This is a genomic window from Stenotrophomonas testudinis (assembly GCF_024499815.1).
In the GTDB taxonomy this organism is placed as follows: domain Bacteria; phylum Pseudomonadota; class Gammaproteobacteria; order Xanthomonadales; family Xanthomonadaceae; genus Stenotrophomonas.
This window is the reverse complement of the sequence record NZ_JAMOKY010000001.1, coordinates 228,112-246,444: the sequence shown is the minus strand read 5'-3', so window position 1 is coordinate 246,444 and position 18,333 is coordinate 228,112. Positions and strand designations below refer to the sequence as shown.

The window sequence follows — 18,333 nt, the reverse complement described above, 5'->3', positions numbered from 1 at the left end:
TGATCGATCAGCTCGCCGTCGGGTAATCCAGATAACCCTCGCGGCCACCACCGTAGTAGGTGTCGCGATCCGGCGCGGCCAGTGCGATGTCCTGCTGCAGGCGCTCGACCAGATCCGGGTTGGCGATGAACGGCTGGCCGAAGGCGGCGATGTCGATCGTGCCTTCGTCGACCAGGCGCAGGGCGTACTCACGGGTCATGCCGCCGGCCAGCAGCACGGTGCCGCCGTACGCCTGCTTGAAGGCCTTAAGGAAGTCTTCGCCGATGGCGCGCTCGCCGCGCAGGTAGTTGTCATTCAGATGCACGTAGGCCAGCCCGCGCTTGCCCAGTTCTTCGGCCAGGTACAGGTAGCTGGCTTCGTTCTCGGCATAGGCCGGCATGTCGAAGACCTGGCTGTTCGGTGCCAGGCGCACGCCGACGCGGTGCGCGCCGATGCTCGCGGCCAGTGCATCCACGGTGTCCAGGATCAGTCGTGCGCGGTTGCGCAGCGAGCCGCCGTAGAGGTCCTGCCGATCGTTGGTGAGCGGGTTGAGGAACTGCTCGAACAGGTAGCCGTTGGCGGCGTGCAGTTCGATGCCATCGAAGCCGGCGGCGATGGCATTTTCCGCGCCACGCACGAAGTCGCTGACGATGGCCGGTACCTCGTCGGTGCGCAGGGCGCGCGGCGGGGTCGGATCGACGCGGCCGCGGCTGCCGTCATCCAGGTACACGAAGGCGAAGTTGCGCGGGTCGCTGCCAACCGCACGCGTACCGGCGCTGACCGGCTGGCCGCCGTCGGGCTGCAGCGAGCTGTGCGACATGCGGCCGACGTGCCACAGCTGGGCGAAGATCGTGCCCTGCGCGGCGTGTACCGCGTCGGTCACCAGCTTCCAGCCCGCCACCTGTTCGGCTGACCAGATGCCCGGCACGTCGATGTAGCCCTGGCCCTGCGGCGAGACCGGCGTACCTTCGCTGATGATCAGGCCGGCGCTGGCGCGCTGCCGGTAGTACTGCGCGGTCAGCTCGTTGGCCACGGCGCCGGGGTTGCGGGCACGGGTCATCGGCGCCATGGCAATGCGGTTGTGCAGCGGGGTTCCCGCCAGGTCGAAGGGGCGGAACAGCAGGTCGGTCATCTCGGTCATCTCGGTGTGGGGGAGGGCGCCCGCGGCGCCATGCACACAGGATGGAGTTGACATCGAGGCACATAAAGAGCTTCGATTTCCCATTTGGCGGGACATGGTGTCCCCAATGGAAGCTGCAGATGCTGCCCGTGGAATCCCTGAACGGCCTGGTGACCTTCGTCACCACGGCCCGTGCCAGCACCTTCACCGAAGCGGCCGAGGCGCTGGGCATCTCGCGCTCGGCGGTGGGCAAGGCCATCGCGCGGCTGGAGGCGCGGCTGGGTGTCCGCCTGTTCCATCGCACCACCCGGCGCATCTCGCTGACCACCGACGGCGAGGCCTATTACGCCTCGTGCGCGGCCGCGCTGGATGAGATCTCCGCCGCAGAGGCCTGCCTGGGCTCGGCCGCGCACCTGCCCAGCGGGCGCCTGCGCATCGACATGCCCTCGTCCTTCGGCCGCCTGGTGGTGATGCCGGTGCTGCTGAAGCTCTGCCAGCAGTACCCCGACCTGCAGCTGACGGTGACCTTCACCGACCACTTCGTCGACCCGATCGAGGAAGGCATAGACCTGCTGATCCGCTTCGGTGGCCTGCAGCAGGCAGAGCACCTGGTGGCGCGCCGGCTGGGCACCCAGCGCCTGGTCACCTGCGCCGCGCCGTCCTACCTGCAGGCGCACGGCGTGCCGCGCAGCGTGGACGAGCTGCGTCAGCACCGCAGCATCGTCGGCTACCGCCACGGCCAGCCGATGGCGTGGCGGATCGGCCCGGACGGCGAGGGCGGCACCTTCATTCCGCAGGCCACCCACCAGCTCAACGATGGCGATGCGGTGATCGACGGCGCCATCGCAGGGCTTGGCATCTGCCAGATGCCGGTCTCGCTGGTCCGTCGGCACCTGCAGTCGGGTGCCCTGCAATCGGTGCTGGACGAGTGCATGCAGCGGCATATCGAGATTCACGCACTGTGGCCGCCGACCCGCCACCTGCGGCCGAAAGTGCGCTTCGTGGTGGATGAACTGACCCGGCTGGCCGCGGCGGGTGCGTTCGACTGAATGCCCTGGAACGCCCCGCGGATTGAGCACCGGCGCCGCACGTGTATACTATCCCCCAGTATAGTTCCGCAGGTGGCCCGCCATGCCGCATTCCCCCGCAGAAAAGAAAAAGGTCCTGGCCCGCGTGCGCCGCATCCGCGGCCAGTGCGATGCGCTGGACCGCGCGCTGGAGGCAGGCGCCGACTGCGGGCCGGTGCTGCAGCAGATCGCGGCCATCCGTGGCGCGGTCAACGGGCTGATGTCCGAGGTGATGGAAGCCCACCTGCGCGAGGAATTCGGCCAGCCGGCCACCTCCGATGAACAACGCGCCGAACGCGTGCGCGAGATGAGCGGTTTGATCCGCTCGTACCTGAAATAGACAACGGCGCAACATAGCGCCGCCCATCCTGTTACTGCCTGTCTTTTGGAGAGTCCGCCATGAAATCCCGTGCCGCCGTCGCCTTTGGTCCCGGCCAGCCGCTGCAGATCGTCGAGATCGACGTCGCCCCGCCGAAGGCCGGCGAAGTACTGGTCAAGATCACCCACACCGGTGTCTGCCACACCGATGCGTTCACCCTGTCCGGCGATGATCCGGAAGGCCTGTTCCCGGTGGTGCTGGGCCATGAAGGCGCCGGCATCGTGGTGGAAGTGGGCGAGGGCGTGACCAGCGTCAAGCCGGGCGACCACGTGATTCCGCTGTACACCGCCGAGTGCGGCGAGTGCCTGTTCTGCAAGAGCGGCAAGACCAACCTGTGCGTATCGGTGCGTGCCACCCAGGGCAAGGGCGTGATGCCCGACGGCACCAGCCGCTTCAGCTACAACGGCGAGCCGATCTACCACTACATGGGCTGCTCGACCTTCAGCGAGTACACCGTGGTGGCCGACGTCTCGCTGGCCAGGATCAATCCGGAAGCGAACCCGGAACACGTCTGCCTGCTCGGCTGCGGCGTCACCACGGGCATCGGCGCGGTGCACAACACCGCCAAGGTGCAGGAAGGCGACAGCGTGGCCGTATTCGGCCTGGGCGGCATCGGCCTGGCGGTCATCCAGGGTGCGCGCCAGGCCAAGGCCGGCCGCATCATCGCGGTGGACACCAACCCGTCCAAGTTCGAGCTGGCCCGCGAATTCGGCGCCACCGACTGCATCAACCCGAAGGACTTCGACAAGCCGATCCAGCAGGTCATCGTTGAAATGACCACCTGGGGCGTGGACCACAGCTTCGAGTGCATCGGCAACACCAGCGTGATGCGTGCGGCGCTGGAATGCGCACACCGTGGCTGGGGCCAGAGCGTGGTGATCGGCGTGGCCGGTGCCGGCCAGGAAATCTCCACCCGTCCGTTCCAGCTGGTCACTGGCCGCAAGTGGATGGGCACCGCGTTCGGCGGCGTGAAGGGCCGCAGCCAGCTGCCGGGCATGGTGGAAGACGCGATGAAGGGCAATATCGAACTGGCCCCGTTCGTCACCCACACCATGGACCTGGACAAGATCAACGAAGCCTTCGACCTGATGCATGAAGGCAAGTCGATCCGCTCGGTCGTCCACTTCTGAATCACGCCAGGCGGCAGGCCGCGTGCCTGCCGCCGCTGGGAGCACTCCATGGAACGCATCGAACACCGCGCCTGTTTCGGCGGCTGGCAGGACGTCTATCGCCATCACTCGACCACGCTCGGCTGCGACATGCAGCTCGCCGTGTACCTGCCGCCGCAGGCGGCCACGCAGACGCTGCCGGTGCTGTACTGGCTGAGCGGCCTGACCTGCACCGAGCAGAACGTCATCACCAAGGCCGGCGCGCAGCGCTACGCCGCCGAACATGGCGTCATCCTGGTGGCGCCGGACACCAGCCCGCGCGGCGATGACGTGGCCGATGCCGAAGGCTACGACCTGGGCAAGGGCGCAGGCTTCTATCTCAACGCCACCGAACAGCCGTGGGCGGAGCACTACCGCATGCATGACTACGTGGTGCACGAACTGCCGGCGCTGATCGAAGCGAACTTCCCGGCCAGCGATGCGCGGGCGATCAGTGGCCATTCGATGGGTGGGCACGGCGCGCTGGTGCTGGCGCTGCGCAACCCGGGCCACTACCGCAGCGTGTCGGCGTTCTCGCCAATCGTCGCGGCCAGCCAGGTGCCGTGGGGCCAGAAGGCGTTCACTGCCTATCTGGGCGACAACCCGGCCGAGTGGGCGCAGTGGGATGCCACCGCGCTGGTGGCCACCGCCAGCGAGCGCCTGCCGCTGCTGGTCGACCAGGGCGATGCGGATGAGTTCCTGCAGAACCAGCTGCAGCCCGAACGCCTGCAGCAGGCCTGCGAGGCCGCCGGCCACCCGCTGACCCTGCGCCTGCAGCCGGGCTATGACCACAGCTATTACTTCATCGCCAGCTTCATCGGCGAGCACATCGCCCACCACGCCCGCGCGCTGCACGCCTGAGTTGTAGAGCCGAGCCTATGCTCGGCTTGCCTTTCCGTAGAGTCGAGCGTTGCTCGACTGTTTTTGCAGGAGCAGTCGAGCAACGCTCGACTCTACCAGTCGTCGTCTTCTTCCGCCGCTTCACGGCCCTGCTGGCGGATCAGGGCTTCCTCGCGCGCATCGTTGATGGCGTGGCGCACGCTGTCCAGGTCGATGGTGGATTCATCGTGCACGAAGGTGCCGGTCAGCTCGCTGTCCGGCAGCAGGTTGCCCGCCTCGAACAGCGCCCACATTTCCTCGCCATACCAGGTGTCCAGCAGGTCGGGGGCGAAACGGCCCAGGTAGGCGGTAAGGTTGTTCACATCCCGCAGCAGCATGCTGCGCGCGGCGTTGTTGCCGCCTGCGCTGACCACCTGCGGGAAATCGATCACCACCGGGCCATCGGGACCGACCAGCACGTTGTACGGCGAGAGATCGCCATGGATCAGGCCGCAGCACAGCATGCGCACCACCTGCCGGACCAGGGTCTGGTGGAACTGGCGGGCCTGTTCCGGCTCCAGCACCACCTCGCCCAGGCGGGCGGCGGAGAAACCCTCGGCATCGGTGACCAGCTCCATCACCAGCACGCCGTGGTAGTAGCCGAACGGCTCGGGCACGCGCACGCCGGCGTCGCGCAGCAGGTACAGCGCGTCCACCTCGGTGTTCTTCCAGGCCGTTTCCTGCTGCTTGCGGCCGTACTTGCTGGCCTTGCCCACCGCACGTGACTCGCGGCTGCCACGCACCTTGCGCCCTTCCTGGTACTGCACGCGCTGCTGGAAGCTGCGCTGGGCCATGTCCTTGTAGACCTTGGCGCAGCGCACCTCGTCGCCGCTGCGTACCACGTACACGGCCGCTTCCTTGCCGCTCTTGAGCGGGCGTAGTACTTCATCGATCACGCCGTCGTCGATCAGCGCGCGCAGGGCTTCGGGGGTTTTCACGGGATCTCGGGGGCGGCCGGCGCGTAGGCGCTCGCTGGGATGGGGGGGATTTTCGCATTTACGGGTCGCGGCTGCCCAGCGGCCTCCCGGTGGGCCCACGAGCGTCGCGGATCCGCTTTTTCCAAAGCGGATCACGCCGCAGTGGCCGCGCGCTGCGCTATGGTGCGCGCATACGGCCTTACGGATGGGGGGGTAGTGCATGCCGGTCGTGCTGGCGCTGCTGTACGTGCTGTGGCACGGGTTGGTCGTGGCGTTCTGGCCTGGGACGGCCGGTGGCGGGTCATTCGCCTTCCTGACCGCGGCACCGTTGCTGGCTGCCGCCGCCTGCCTGTGGCGGGCCCAGCGCGACCGTGCGGCGCTGGGCTGGCGTGCCACCGCGCTGGCCCTGCTGCTGTGGGCCGGTGGCATGGGCTTCAACATGGTCGATGCGCTCAGCGCTGGCCGCTCCAACATCACCCCCAGCGCCAGTCTGCTGCTGTATGTCCTGTACGGCGTGCCGCTGGTCTTCATCCTGGCCCGGGCACGCCGCGAGCGCTGGACCATCAGCCTCATCGACGGGCTGATGGCCGCCCTGCTGGGCGTGCTGTTCTTCGTGCACACCCAGTCCTTCGCCGACCGCATCGACATCGACAGCGGGGCGCTGGCCAACATGCAGCACATGTTCGACATCCAGAACCTGTGCATCGCTGCCTTTGCGGTGGTGCGCTGGCTGGCCGGCGACGTGCCCGAGCGTCGTGCGTTCTTCCGTGCGCTGGCGCTGTATGCGCTGGGCTACCTGGTGGTGGCGTACTACATCAACCACTACACCGCCGAGCAGTCCTTCGGTGCCTACAACGACCTGCTGATCGACGTGCCGTTCCTGCTGCTGGCGGTGCTGGCCCTGCGCCAGTCCCCGGTGCCGGGGCACGTGCTGCACCCGCGCCTGTCGCGGCTGGTGCAGGCCGGTGGGCCGATGATCCTGCCGTTGCTGCTGCTGGTGGTCGGCACCCTGGTGGTGGACCACGCGCGGCCGCTGGCGGTGGCCGGGTTCGTGGTGGCCACGCTGGGCTTCGGCCTGCGCAGCACCCTGCTGCAGATCGATCTGCTGGAAGGCCAGGCCACCCTCGACCAGCTGGCGCGGCAGGACGGCCTGACCGGCGTGGCCAACCGGCGGCAGTTCGACACCGTGCTGCAGGCCGAGTGGAACCGCGCCCGCCGCAGCGGCACCGAGCTGGCGCTGCTGCTGGTGGACATCGACCACTTCAAGGCATTCAACGACCAGCACGGCCACCCGGCCGGCGACCGCTGCCTGCGTGCGGTGGCGGCGGTGCTGCAGGCCACAGCCGGGCGCGCGGCCGACAGCGTGGCGCGCTATGGCGGCGAGGAATTCGCGGTGATCGTGCCGGGCAGTCCGCTGTCGGGCGTGCTGGCGCTGGCCGAGCGGCTACGCATGGCGGTGGAAGCGCTGAGCCTGCCCGAAGGCCCGGTCAGCATCAGCATTGGTGTGGCCTACCTGCACCCGCCGGCCACGGCCAGCGCCGACCAGCTGCTGGCCGATGCCGATGCCGGCCTGTACGCCGCCAAGCGCGCCGGCCGCAACCAGGTGACCCTGCACGCACGGGTGCTGGACGACGAGAGCGGCGAGGAAGGCGTGATCGACTGCTGAGGCGTTGCCGGCCTGGCGATCAGCACAGGCCCGGCAACGAAGCCGGGTCTGTGCGTGGCATGTCAGTTGGCAGTGACGTCGACAATCTTGACGTCGTTTGCATCCTGCGCCAGCGCGATGATCTCCGCGGCGGTCATGCCGCTCACATCGTCCTTGATCGGCACGATGGACGGATCCGGTCTGCCGACGAGATCGTAAGCGCTATTCACGCCGCGCATGTTGAGCTTGAGCATCGCGACGGCCAGCTCCGCCTGCTTGGCAGCAGGCAGGGCATCGATCATGGCCGCGAAGCTGCTGCTGGCCGCTTCATCACTGCTCGCGTCGATGCGCGGCACTTCCTTGGCGATGGCGCTGCCGGCACACATTGCCAGGAGCAGGCCGGTACAGATCAAGGTCTTGCGCATGACAGATCCTTGTCTCGGTTGATGGGACAACAATAGCGGCCCGGCACCGTGCGGGCAACGTGCGCGATGTCAGCCGCCGCGCGTTTCCACCAGCACCGGGCACGGCGCGTGGTCCAGCGTCCACTGCGCCACCGAGCTGTCGAGCAGCCGCTGCAGCCGCGACAGGTGGCGATGGCCGATCACGATCAGGTCGGCCCCCAGCGTGCGCGCCTGGGTGCTGATCACCTCGGCGGGATCGCCTGCCGGCAGCAGCGGGCGGGCATCCACCCCACGCTCGCGCAGCTGTGCGATGGCGTCCTGCAGCAGGCCTTCAGCCTTCGCCCGCTGGCGTTCGGCGGCGGGGTATTCGCGGCGGTCGGCGTCGCTGGCATCGGCGGGCAGGGCAAACTCCGGGTCGATCACGCAGAGCAGGTGGATGCGGCTGCGCGGGCCGGCAACGTGGGTGACCAGGTCCAGCAGGGCGTCGTGCTGGGGGCCGCCATCGAGGGCGACCAGCAGGGTGGTGAACATGGGGAGGCTCCTTGGCAGGCGGTGATGGTCGCCCATGCCGCGCCGTGCACCCATGCCGTGCGGCGCAGGCAATACCTGCACGGGATGCAATCGACTTTGGCCAAGGGTGTCGTAGAGTCATTCCATCTGCTGGAGACTGCCATGCCCTTGCCTGACCTGAACCTGCTGCTCGCCCTGGATGTCCTGCTGGACGAAGGCAGCGTCGCCGGCGCGGCACGGCGCATGAACCTCAGTGCCCCGGCCATGAGCCGCACCCTCGGACGGATCCGCGACGCGCTGGGCGACCCGGTGCTGGTACGCGCCGGCCGCGGCCTGGCACCGACCCCGCGTGCGCTGGAGCTGCGCGAACAGGTGCGCGACGTGATCGAGCAGGCGTACCGGGTGTTCCACGACGGCCGCGAAGTGGACATCCAAACCCTGGAACACACCTTCAGCATCCGCGCCAACGATGTGTTCATCGGCAGCTACGGCGGCCGCCTGCGCGAGGTGTTCCGCCAGCAGGCGCCACGCTGCACGCTGCGCTTCATGCCTGAAGGCGATACAGACGATGATGCGATGGTGCAGGGCCGGATCGACCTGTTCATCAGCACGGCCGGCAAGCATGCGCCGGAGACCAAGGTGCAGAACCTGTTCACCACGGCGCTGCTGGGCGCGGCCCGCGAGGATCATCCGTTGTTCGACGGGGACATCTCCGCCGAGCGTTTCGCCGCCTGCGACCACATCGCCGTCTCGCGGCGGGGCATCGCCCATGGTCCGATCGATGATGAGCTGGCGCAGATGGGCCTGGCCCGACGGGTGGCGATGGTGATCCCCACCTTCCATGGCGCTATCTTCGCAGCGGCCGCGTCGGACCTGGTGCTGCCGCAGATGCCGAGCGTCATGCTTGATCGCATCGCTTACATGGGGCTGCCGCTGCGCATGTTCCCGCTGCCGGTACCGGTGCGGACGGTGGCCCTGGTGCAGGCCTGGCACCCGCGCATGGACAACGATCCGGCACACCGCTGGCTGCGCCGCGCGATCAAGTCGATGTGCGACGCCGACTTGTAGAGCCGAGCCAACGCTCGGCTGCATCGAAGGGCGTGCCGACCAACGGTCGGCACCCACATGAAATCAGCCCTGGCACCTGAACCCGTGCGTCTGGCGCACGGCTGGCATCGCACCCACGCCATTTTTCGCAGCAGTGGGCCTGCCTAGACTGCGCTCCCCACCGTCACCGAGCGCACGCCATGTCGCTTCACCTGCCGTGCGCTGCACGGATCGGCCGCTGCCGATGAGCGCGGTCGCCTTGCCCCGGGCCCCCGCCGCGCCCTCTGCCCCCGCCTTTGACCGCCGCATCGTGGTGGGCCTGTGCGGCGTGCTGCTGGTGGTGCTGGTGTCGGGCTTCAACGAGAACATCACCAAGGTCGCGCTGGCCGACATCCGCGGCGCGATGGGCTTCAGCGTCGATGACGGCAGCTGGATCATCAGCGTGTACAGCGCGATGTCGGTCAGTGCGATGGCATTCGCGCCGTGGTGCGCGATGACCTTTTCGCTGCGCCGCTTCGCCCTGGTGATGATTGCCGCCTTCATGCTGCTGGGCGTGCTGTGCCCGCTGGCACCGGACCTGCCCACCTTCCTGCTGCTGCGCGCGCTGCAGGGCCTGGCCGGTGGCGCGCTGCCGCCGTTGCTGATGAGCGTGGCGCTGCGCTTCCTGCCACCGGGCATCAAGCTGTACGGCCTGGCCGGCTATGCACTGACCGCCACCTTCGGGCCAAGCATGGGCACGCCGCTGGCCGCGCTGTGGGTCGAGCACGCGGGCTGGCAGTTCGCGTTCTGGCAGATCGTACCGTTTTGCGTGGCTGGCATGGCGATGGTCGGCTGGGGCCTGCCGCAGGACCCACTGCGGCTGGAGCGCTTCGCCCAGTTCAACGGCGTGGGCTTGGCCCTGGGGCTGCCCGCGCTGGTCATGCTGGTGCTGGGCCTGACCCAGGGCGCGCGCCTGAACTGGTTCGATTCGCCGCTGATCACCGTGCTGCTGGGCGGCGGCAGCGGCCTGCTGGTGCTGTTCTTCATCAACGAATGGTTCCACCCGCTGCCGTTCTTCAAGCTGCAGCTGCTGGCCCACCGCAACCTCAGCTACTCGCTGGTGACCTGCGTGGGCGTGCTGTTCGTCCTGCTGGCCGTCATTTCCATTCCCTCCGGCTACCTGGCCAGCGTGCAGGGCTACCGCCCGCTGCAGACCGCGCCGATGCTGCTGTGGGTGGCGCTGCCGCAGGTCATTGCGCTGCCGCTGGTGGCCACCCTGATGAACCAGCGTGCGGTGGATTGCCGCTGGGTGCAGGCGGCAGGACTGTTGCTGCTGGCCGTGGCCTGCTTCCTCGGCGCGCACCTGGACGTGCAGTGGAACCGCGACAACTTCCTGTGGGTGCAGCTGCTGCAGGTGGTGGCACAGCCGATGGCGGTGCTGCCGTTGCTGCTGCTGGCGACCACCGGCCTGGCACCGCAGGACGGTCCGTTCGCCTCGGCCTGGTTCAACACCGTCAAGGGTTTCTCCGCGGTGTTCGCCGGCGGCGTGCTCGATGCGGTCGGGCAGTCGCGGCGCCACCTGCATTCCACCGCACTGGTGGACCACCTGGGCAACCAGCCGTGGTTGCCGGCCAGTGCCGATCTGCCCGCGCGGCTGCACGCCCAGGTACAGGCGCTGACCTCGGCCGACCTGTACTGGCTGGTGGCGTTGGTGGCCCTGGGCTGCCTGCCGCTGCTGCCGTGGGCGACCCGCGTCCATCCGCCACGTGCCGTGGCCTGACTCCCACTTTTCAAGGACTCCCCCGCATGAGCCTCAACAAGACAACCCTCAATACCGGCCTTGCGCTGGGCGTGCTGGCGTTGGCCATCGGCGGCTGGCTGCTGCTGCGCGACGGCCGCTACCAGCGCACCGACAACGCCTACGTCAATGCTGATTTCACCGTGGTCGCACCGAAGGTGGCTGGCTTCGTCAGCAGCGTCGAGGTGCAGGACAACCAGAAAGTAAAAGCAGGTGATGTGCTGGCCCGCATCGACGACCGCGACTACCAGGTGGCGCTGCAGGCGGCGCGCGCCGACCTGGCCAATGCGCGCGCGCAGCTGGCCAATGCGCAGGCCGCGCTGGCACAGCAGGGCTCGCTGATCGAACAGGCCCGCGCCAGCGTCGATGTCAGCCGCTCCGAACTGACCTTGGCCAGCGCCGACCAGCAGCGCTACCGCGAACTCGCCCGCGATGGCGCCGGCACGGTGCAGAACGCGCAGCAGGCGCAGTCGAAGCAGGCCGTGGCCAGCGCGCACGTGCAGCAGGGCCAAGCCGCACTGAGCACCGCACGCCAGCGCACCGGTATCCTCGCTGCCGGCGTGCAGTCGGCGCAGGCCGCCGTGCAGCGCGCCGAAGCGGCGCAGGCGCGGGCGGAACTGGATCTTTCGCACACCGAACTGCGTGCACCCATCGACGGGGTGGTCGGCCGCCGCGCGGTACGCGTCGGTGCCTACCTGACGCCGGGCACGGCGGTGGCGGCCGTGGTGCCGCTGCAGCGCGCCTTCGTGGTCGCCAATTTCCAGGAAACGCAGATGACCCGCATGCACGCCGGCCAGCCGGTGGAGCTGACGGTGGACGTGTTCCCCGGCACGCGCCTGCACGGCCACATCGACAGCATCGCCCCGGCCACCGGCGTGACCTTCGCCGCCGTCGCGCCGGAGAACGCTACCGGCAACTTCACCAAGGTGGTGCAGCGCATTCCGGTGAAGATCGTGCTGGAACCGGGCCAGCCGCTGCTGGACCAGCTGCGCGCCGGCATGTCGGTGGAAGCGCGCGTGGACCTGCAGGGCGGGGAGGGCGCATGAGCACGCGTCGCGCAATGAAGACGCTTGCCAGTGCGGCGCTGTGCCTGGCCGTGGCGGCGTGCACGATGGGGCCGGACTACGTGCGGCCGCAGGCCCAGCTGCCGGCACAATGGCAGGGTGACGCCGTGGCCACTGCGACCCTCGACGACGATGCGACGTGGTGGGCGGGCTTCGATGATCCCCTGCTGGGGCAGCTTGCGCAGCAGGTGCTGCAGTCCAACCTGGACCTGCAACTGGCGGCCAACCGCGTGCAGCAGAGCCGCGCGGCGCGTGGCATCAGCGCGGCCGACCGGCTGCCCTCGGTGGCGGCCAGCGTCAGTGGCGTGCGTGCGCGTAACAGCGAGGTGGGCCTGAGCGATCCCTCCGGCAATGCGGGCCGCGAGGACTTCGGCCTGTTCCAGGCCGGCATCGGCCTGAGCTGGGAACTGGACCTGTGGGGGCGCGTGCGCCGCCAGGTGGAAGCCGCCGATGCGCGCGTGCAGATGGCCGAGGAGGATGCGCATGCCGTGCGCATCGCGCTGCTGGCCGAAACCGCGCGTTCCTACCTGCAGCTGCGCGCGACCTCGCAGCTGCTGGCGATCACCGAGGACAACCTGGGCATCGCCGCCGACATCCAGCGGCTGACCGAAGCGCGGCAGCGCCAAGGCGTGGCCAGCACGCTGCAGGTATCGAGTGCGGCGGCACAGGTGGCCGCGCTGCAGGCACGCATCGCGCCGCTGCGGCACCGGCAATCGCAGCTGCGCAATGCGCTGGCGTTCCTGCTGGCCAGGCCGCCGCAGGCGCTGGATGCGCAGCTGCAGGACGTGCGTGCCGATTGGCCGGTGCTGCCGCCGGTGGCGGTGGGGCTGCCCAGCGAACTGGCCGAACGCCGACCGGACATCCGCCGCGCCGAAGCGGCGTTGCACGCGGCCACCGCGAACATCGGCGTGGCCAAGGCCAGCTTCCTGCCGCGCATCACATTGAATGGCGATGCGGGATTCCAGGCAAAGCAGCTGGATGACCTGGACGGCTGGAATGCACACCGTTTCAGCATCGGGCCGTCGATCAGCCTGCCGATCTTCCAGGGCGGGCGCCTGAAGGCCAACCTGGCGCTGAGCCGGCTGCAACAGCAGCAGTCCGCGCTGCAGTTCCAGCGCACGGTGCTGCAGGCCTGGCATGAAGTGGATGATGCCATCGACGGTTACGCGGCCGAGCAGCAGCGCAGCACGCAGCTGCAGGCGGCCGTTGCGCAGAGCGAAACCGCCCTCGGCGCGGCGCGGCGGCAATACCAGGCCGGCGTGGTGGACATGCTGGATGTGCTGAATACCCAGCGCATCGCGCTGGACAACCAGGCCGCGCTGGCCAACAGCCAGGCCACGGCCGCCATCGCCCGGGTGGAGCTGTACCGCGCGCTGGGCGGTGGCTGGCAATGACATGAAAACGCCGGGCATGGCCCGGTGCTACCCATGGTGGCGGTAGCGCCGGGCCATGCCCGGCGGGTGCGGGGGCCTCAACGCACGTCGCGCAGTTCCCAGTGGTGGCCGGCCAGCAGGCGCAGGCGCTGCTTGAACACATCACTGTCGATGCGGGTGGTGGCCACCAGGTTGATGCGCAGGTCCTTCTGCTCGCCGGTCACGGTGGCGTCCGGGTCGGTCACGCCCCACTGCGGTTCCACTGCGTCCGGGTCGGGCTGCTTGGCCTTCCAGCGCTCGAACAGGGTGCCGCTGCGCAGGGCGTCCTGCAGCTCCTCGGCGAAACCGCCGGCGCTCTGCGAATGGAAGGACAGGTCAGAGTCGTTGCCGCGGGCCTTGGACGGGTCGGGCAGGCTGATGTGGTACTGCGCAGGCATGGTTCGTCTCCTTGAGGTGTGGCAAGGCTGGCACAGCCGCAGTGCAATGCTTGTGTACGCCAGAACGGCTTACTCGAAGCGATGCGGCCCATCGGCAAAGCCGATCGTCACCGCGCCCTTGCCGACGTTGACCATGCCGGTCAGGCTCATCACCGACTCGTACACCGCCACGCCGTGGCTGGCGCACAGGTTCTTCATCGCGGCATAGCCGGGCAGGGCACGCAGTTCCTCAAGCTCGCCGCCGTAGCTGACGCAGACGGTGGGGGTCATCAGGCCGTTGCGCACGCGCTGGCCGACCACGCCGAACAGCTTCTGCACGGCGTTGTCGAATCCCTTGATCTTGGCCACCGGCCCGGTCTCGCCCTTGTAGCCGTGCAGCACCGGCTTGATGTCCAGCGCGCTGCCCAGCGCGGCGCTGAGCAGGCCGACGCTGCGGTCGCCCTTGTGGCGGGCGCGGGCGCGCATGTAGTACAGGTCGCGGGTGACCATGTAGCCGTGCACGTTGCCGAACAGCTCCTCCAGCCGCTCGCGGATCTGCTGCACGCTGGCACCGCTGTCGCGCAGCCGCACCGCCTCCACCGCGGTCACCGCCTGGGCGGCGAACAGGTTCTGGGTATCCAGCACGCGCAGCGCGAACGGCGAGTTGTAGCCCGCCGCCTGGCGCACCGGCTTGTAGTCGTTGAGGATGGCGAAGCTGGCCTGCAGCGCGTTGTCGTGGATCGGACTGCGCGTCTTGGTGATGGTCATGCAGAACACGTGGTCGTAATCGATCACCAGCTGCTGCAGGAACAGATCGCGGATCTGGTTGACGCTGAAGGGGATGGTCTCGGCTTCGGCACCATGCTCGGCCACGTGGGCGTGCAGGAAGCTGAGCGTCGCCTGCTCGTCGCGGTGGTCGGCCAGCACCGCTTCGCCGATCCGCACGGTGATCGGCAGCACCACGATGTTGTGCGCGGCAATGAAATCCTGCGGCAGGTCGCAGGCCGAATCGACAACGATTCCGATGCGCATCCGGCTCCCCCTCCAGGGCGGTTGTAGGTTCGGAATGTGAAAGCTATCTCAATTTTATGCGGGGCGCGCGAGGGAATCACGCCACTGCCTGTTCAGCGATTGCGCTGCACCGCTACTGGAAGCGTTACCACGGCCTGCCAGTCCGGACGGTGCAGCAGGCCGGGGTCGGCCAGCACGGCGGCCATCATCGGGTGCGCATCGTTGCCCCAGAACAGTTCGCCGTCGATGGACAGGGTCGGCACGCCGAACAGGCCAGCGTCGATCGCGGCCTCGGTATTGCGGCGCAGCTGTTCCTTCACCGCCGGCTCGGCACAGGCCGCCTGTACGTCGTTGATGCCCAGCCGGGCCGCCGGTATGCGCAGCGTTTCGGCGCTGTCACCGGTATTGCCTTCGCGCCAGATCCAGTCGAACAGCACATCCACCGCCTGCGTGCTGGCACCGGCGGCCAGGCACAGGCGCAGCGCGGCCAGTGGGTTGAACGGATGGGCGGGCGGGAAGCGCAGCGGCGTGCCTTCGGCCTGCGCCGTCCACAGCAGCTGCCGGTAGATGAAACGACGCTTGGCCGGAATCTCGGCCGGGCCGAGGTTGCCCAGGTGGTGCAGCACCGCGCCGAAAGCGATTGGTACCGGCTGGATGGCCGCGAACTGCGGCAGCTGCTTGACCTTCTGCCAGTGCAGGTAGGCGTAGGGCGAGACGAAATCGAAGTACCAGCGCAGGGTCGGCATCGGCGGATTCCTCGGGGGTCAGGGCTGCGCGTTGTGCTGCAGGTAACGGTCACGCAGTTCGGTCTGGCGCGAGCGCATCGGCATCGCGCGGCCTCCCAGCCAGACCTGTTCGGCATAGTGCGCCACATCAAGCGGGTCGCCTTCCCATAGCACCAGGTCGGCGCGTTTGCCCGGTTCGATGGTGCCGATCTGGTCGGCCACGCCCAGCACCTGTGCCGGCACCCGGGTCAGCCCGGCCAGGCCATCGGCCCAGGGCAGGCCATTGGCCACCGCGTTGCCGGCCAGCTGGCGCATCTTGCGCGCGTTGTGCGAGGCATCGTCGCGCTGGGCGAAGCTGACCGGCACGCCCACACGCTGCAGGCGCGCGGCGTTTTCCAGGGTGGCGCCCATCTGGTCGAAGCTGGTGGGCAGGTTGCCCAGCGCATCGACGAACACCGGCACCTGCGCGGCTGCCAGTTCCGGGGCCATCTGCCAGGCCTCGGCGCCACCGGCGATGGCGATCTTCACCTTCTCGCGCGCCGCCCAGCGCAGCAGTTGGCGGATGTCGGCAGCACGGTCCACTTCCACCACGATGCGGCCCTGGCCGGCCAGGTAGCGGGCCAGGGTGCGGCGGCCCGCGGGCGTCAGCAGGGCATGCGGCGAATCGGCGGCGACCTGGCCGCGCGCTTCGTCCACCATCTGCTGCAGCAGCATCCACTGCGCCGCGCGCGACTGTCCGGTCAGTTCCGAAGCGGCCGCGCCCAGGCGCAGGAACAGCGCACGCGGTCCGATCGGGTCGGCGCTGCCATCCATGCGCATCACGCCGCCCTGACCTGCCACGAAGCCACCGCCGGTGGCTGCGCCCAGCGCGGTGAAGCCGATGCCATCCAGGCGCGCCACGGGAATCAGCACCGAGGCCGGGTTGTAGGCGAGGGTGACGTCGAATTCCGGGCGCAGCGGCTGCTCGCCGATCTTCAGCGTGCTGTCCACCGTGCTCGATTCGCCGGAGACCTCTTCGATGCCGATCTCGGTGATGCCGCCGAACAGGGCCGGTGTGAGCGGACGGCCGTTGGCCTCCACCACGGCCACGCCGGCCGGTGCCGCCAGGCCGGGGCCGACCGCGCGGATCATGCCGCCCTGCACCAGCACGTCGGTGTTCTGCAGGCTGCCGCGCGCGCTGGCGGTGTGCACCGTGGCGTTGCGTACCAGAAGGTCCTGCGCCGAAGCCGCGGTTGCCAGCAACAGCAGCGCGACCACGGTAACGCCGGGCCATGCCCGGCGACGCTTGTTCAACGCGCCCATCAGCGCACCTCCTGGCCAAGCTGGAAATCCGAACGCGGCGTCGCCGCAGGCGCACCGCGGTCATACAGCCGCCGGCCATCGACGAAGACCTGCTCGGCCAGCGCATACGAACTGAAGGGATTGCCGTTCCACACCACCACGTCGGCCATCTTGCCGGCCTCCAGGGTGCCGGTCTGGCCTTCGATGCCCAGCGCCTTGGCGGCGTTGGCGGTCATCCAGGTGATCGCGTGTTCCGGGGCGATGTCGGGCATGCGCGCGCGGCGCGCCGCAGCCATCACCTTGGCCGCCTCCTGGTTGAGGCGCTGGATGCCCTCGGGCGAGTCGGAGTGGACGATGGCGCAGCTGTTCTTCGGCCGGTCGACCAGCGCGATGTTCTCGGCGATGCCATCGAAGGCTTCCATCTTGAAGCCCCACCAGTCGGCCCAGAGCGCACCGCAGACGCCATCGGCGGCCAGCCGGTCAGCCAGCTTGTAGGCTTCCACGCCGTGGTGGAACGCGGCCACCTTGAAGCCGAATTCCTTGGCCAAGTCGAGCATGGTGGCCATCTCGTCGGCGCGGTAGCAGTGGATGTGCACGCGGATGTCGCCCTGGATGGCACCGGCCAGCGTGTCCAGCTTGAGGTCGCGCTTGCCGCCGGCATCACCGGCGCTGTCGCCCTTGTCGCTGCCGAACCAGCCCTTGCGCTTGGCCGGCTTCGGGTTGTTCTTGGCGATGTAGTCGGCCGCGTCGATGAAGGCGGCGCGGTAGCCGGCCACGTTGCCCATGCGCGTGGCCGGGGCGGTGCCCTTGCCGCCGTAGACGCGCTTGGGGTTCTCGCCGCAGGCCATTTTCAGGCCCCACGGCGCGCCGGGGAATTTCATCGCCTGATAGGTGGTGGCCGGCACGTTCTTCAGCACCACGCCGCGGCCGCCGACCAGGTTGGCCGAGCCGGGCAGCACCTGCATGCTGGTTACGCCACCGGCCAGGGCCGCGGTGAAGCCGGGATCCTGCGGCCACACCGAGTGCTCGGCCCAGACATTGGCGGTGACCGGCGCGGTCATCTCGTTGCCGTCGCTGTGCGCGCTGACGCCCGGGCTGGGGTAGACGCCCAGGTGCGAATGCACGTCGATCAGGCCCGGGGTGACCCACTTGCCCTGCGCATCGATGCGGGTGATGTCAGCATCGGCCTGCAGCTGCGGGCCGACGGCGACGATGCGGCCGTCGCGCAGCAGCACGTCGGCATGCTCCAGGCGCTGGCCGGTGCCGGTCAGCACGGTGGCGTTCTGGATCAGCACCGGGCCGTCGGGATGGGCCTGGTAGGTGCTGGGGTAGGGGTCGGCGACGAAGCGCGACGCGCCCACCGCCGGTGCGGTGCTCAGTGAGGCCAACGCCAGGCCAAGCCCGGTGCGCAACAGCGTGGATGGCATGCAGATTCCCTGGCAGGCGCGTGAATCCACCGACGCTATCCGGCAACGGGGGCAGTTGCCAAGTGACGTTGGGCAGGGGCGGATGTAGGAATTTCCCTATACAGAAATTGTGAACGAAGCATTAATTTTTAATGACACCTGCCGTCAATGAACGCAGCAGCGTG

Annotated in this window: 18 protein-coding genes; 9 read left to right on the top strand and 9 right to left on the bottom strand. The window is 68.7% G+C overall.

Annotated features, from left to right (window positions below; all coding sequences use genetic code 11):
• Positions 1-7 precede the first annotated feature (7 nt).
• Positions 8-1,111 carry an alkene reductase gene (locus NQ204_RS01065; protein WP_116863852.1) on the bottom strand — a complete coding sequence of 368 codons (1,104 nt, stop codon included), beginning with the start codon at positions 1,109-1,111 and terminating at the stop codon, positions 8-10.
• A gap of 128 nt (positions 1,112-1,239) precedes the next feature.
• Between NQ204_RS01065 and NQ204_RS01060 the strand changes: the two genes are divergently transcribed.
• The 4 genes from NQ204_RS01060 to fghA all read left to right on the top strand — a co-directional run bounded on the left by NQ204_RS01060 (position 1,240) and on the right by fghA (position 4,554).
• Positions 1,240-2,148: a LysR family transcriptional regulator gene (locus NQ204_RS01060; protein ID WP_256642830.1), complete on the top strand. Its 909-nt coding sequence runs from the start codon at positions 1,240-1,242 to the stop codon at positions 2,146-2,148.
• 82 nt (positions 2,149-2,230) lie between these two features.
• Positions 2,231-2,506, top strand: coding sequence for a metal/formaldehyde-sensitive transcriptional repressor (locus NQ204_RS01055; protein ID WP_256642829.1), 276 nt, complete (start codon positions 2,231-2,233; stop codon positions 2,504-2,506).
• A gap of 59 nt (positions 2,507-2,565) precedes the next feature.
• Positions 2,566-3,675 (top strand): S-(hydroxymethyl)glutathione dehydrogenase/class III alcohol dehydrogenase, encoded by a 1,110-nt coding sequence (locus tag NQ204_RS01050; protein ID WP_116863828.1) that lies wholly within the window; start codon positions 2,566-2,568, stop codon positions 3,673-3,675.
• A 48-nt stretch (positions 3,676-3,723) separates the two neighbouring features.
• Positions 3,724-4,554, top strand: coding sequence for an S-formylglutathione hydrolase (fghA, locus tag NQ204_RS01045; RefSeq protein WP_256642828.1), 831 nt, complete (start codon positions 3,724-3,726; stop codon positions 4,552-4,554).
• A gap of 92 nt (positions 4,555-4,646) precedes the next feature.
• On the opposite strand, the gene NQ204_RS01040 is transcribed toward fghA, so the two are convergent.
• Entirely contained in the window at positions 4,647-5,510 is an 864-nt protein-coding gene (locus tag NQ204_RS01040; RefSeq protein WP_256642827.1) for a PA4780 family RIO1-like protein kinase, read from the bottom strand.
• A 199-nt stretch (positions 5,511-5,709) separates the two neighbouring features.
• Here NQ204_RS01040 and NQ204_RS01035 point away from each other — a divergent pair, with 199 nt between their 5' ends.
• Complete coding sequence (locus NQ204_RS01035) at positions 5,710-7,155, top strand: GGDEF domain-containing protein (protein WP_256642826.1); 1,446 nt, start codon at positions 5,710-5,712, stop codon at positions 7,153-7,155.
• Positions 7,156-7,217: 62 nt separating this feature from the next.
• Here NQ204_RS01035 and NQ204_RS01030 read toward each other — a convergent pair whose 3' ends face one another.
• Together NQ204_RS01030 and NQ204_RS01025 are read right to left on the bottom strand one after the other, a co-directional pair.
• Positions 7,218-7,559, bottom strand: coding sequence for a hypothetical protein (locus NQ204_RS01030; RefSeq protein ID WP_116863832.1), 342 nt, complete (start codon positions 7,557-7,559; stop codon positions 7,218-7,220).
• A 69-nt stretch (positions 7,560-7,628) separates the two neighbouring features.
• Positions 7,629-8,069 carry a universal stress protein gene (locus NQ204_RS01025; RefSeq protein WP_256642825.1) on the bottom strand — a complete coding sequence of 147 codons (441 nt, stop codon included), beginning with the start codon at positions 8,067-8,069 and terminating at the stop codon, positions 7,629-7,631.
• 141 nt (positions 8,070-8,210) lie between these two features.
• Here NQ204_RS01025 and NQ204_RS01020 point away from each other — a divergent pair, with 141 nt between their 5' ends.
• The 4 genes from NQ204_RS01020 to NQ204_RS01005 all read left to right on the top strand — a co-directional run bounded on the left by NQ204_RS01020 (position 8,211) and on the right by NQ204_RS01005 (position 13,330).
• On the top strand, positions 8,211-9,116 hold the full coding sequence (locus NQ204_RS01020; RefSeq protein ID WP_256642824.1) for a LysR family transcriptional regulator: 906 nt from the start codon (positions 8,211-8,213) through the stop codon (positions 9,114-9,116).
• A gap of 223 nt (positions 9,117-9,339) precedes the next feature.
• Complete coding sequence (locus tag NQ204_RS01015) at positions 9,340-10,854, top strand: MFS transporter (protein ID WP_343238406.1); 1,515 nt, start codon at positions 9,340-9,342, stop codon at positions 10,852-10,854.
• 26 nt (positions 10,855-10,880) lie between these two features.
• A complete protein-coding gene (locus NQ204_RS01010; protein ID WP_116863836.1) occupies positions 10,881-11,918 on the top strand; it encodes an HlyD family secretion protein in 1,038 nt (345 codons plus the stop codon).
• Positions 11,915-13,330: an efflux transporter outer membrane subunit gene (locus NQ204_RS01005; RefSeq protein WP_256642822.1), complete on the top strand. Its 1,416-nt coding sequence runs from the start codon at positions 11,915-11,917 to the stop codon at positions 13,328-13,330. Before NQ204_RS01010 ends, NQ204_RS01005 begins: the two co-directional genes overlap by 4 nt.
• 77 nt (positions 13,331-13,407) lie before the next feature.
• Here NQ204_RS01005 and NQ204_RS01000 read toward each other — a convergent pair whose 3' ends face one another.
• The 5 genes from NQ204_RS01000 to NQ204_RS00980 all read right to left on the bottom strand — a co-directional run bounded on the left by NQ204_RS01000 (position 13,408) and on the right by NQ204_RS00980 (position 18,169).
• Complete coding sequence (locus NQ204_RS01000) at positions 13,408-13,746, bottom strand: hypothetical protein (RefSeq protein ID WP_116863838.1); 339 nt, start codon at positions 13,744-13,746, stop codon at positions 13,408-13,410.
• Positions 13,747-13,815: 69 nt separating this feature from the next.
• Entirely contained in the window at positions 13,816-14,757 is a 942-nt protein-coding gene (locus tag NQ204_RS00995; RefSeq protein ID WP_116863839.1) for a DegV family protein, read from the bottom strand.
• A 92-nt stretch (positions 14,758-14,849) separates the two neighbouring features.
• Positions 14,850-15,482, bottom strand: coding sequence for a 2-hydroxychromene-2-carboxylate isomerase (locus NQ204_RS00990; RefSeq protein ID WP_256642821.1), 633 nt, complete (start codon positions 15,480-15,482; stop codon positions 14,850-14,852).
• 18 nt (positions 15,483-15,500) lie between these two features.
• On the bottom strand, positions 15,501-16,763 hold the full coding sequence (locus NQ204_RS00985) for an amidohydrolase family protein (protein WP_256642820.1): 1,263 nt from the start codon (positions 16,761-16,763) through the stop codon (positions 15,501-15,503).
• Entirely contained in the window at positions 16,763-18,169 is a 1,407-nt protein-coding gene (locus tag NQ204_RS00980; protein WP_116863842.1) for an amidohydrolase, read from the bottom strand. Before NQ204_RS00980 ends, NQ204_RS00985 begins: the two co-directional genes overlap by 1 nt.
• Between the last annotated feature and the right edge of the window lie 164 nt (positions 18,170-18,333).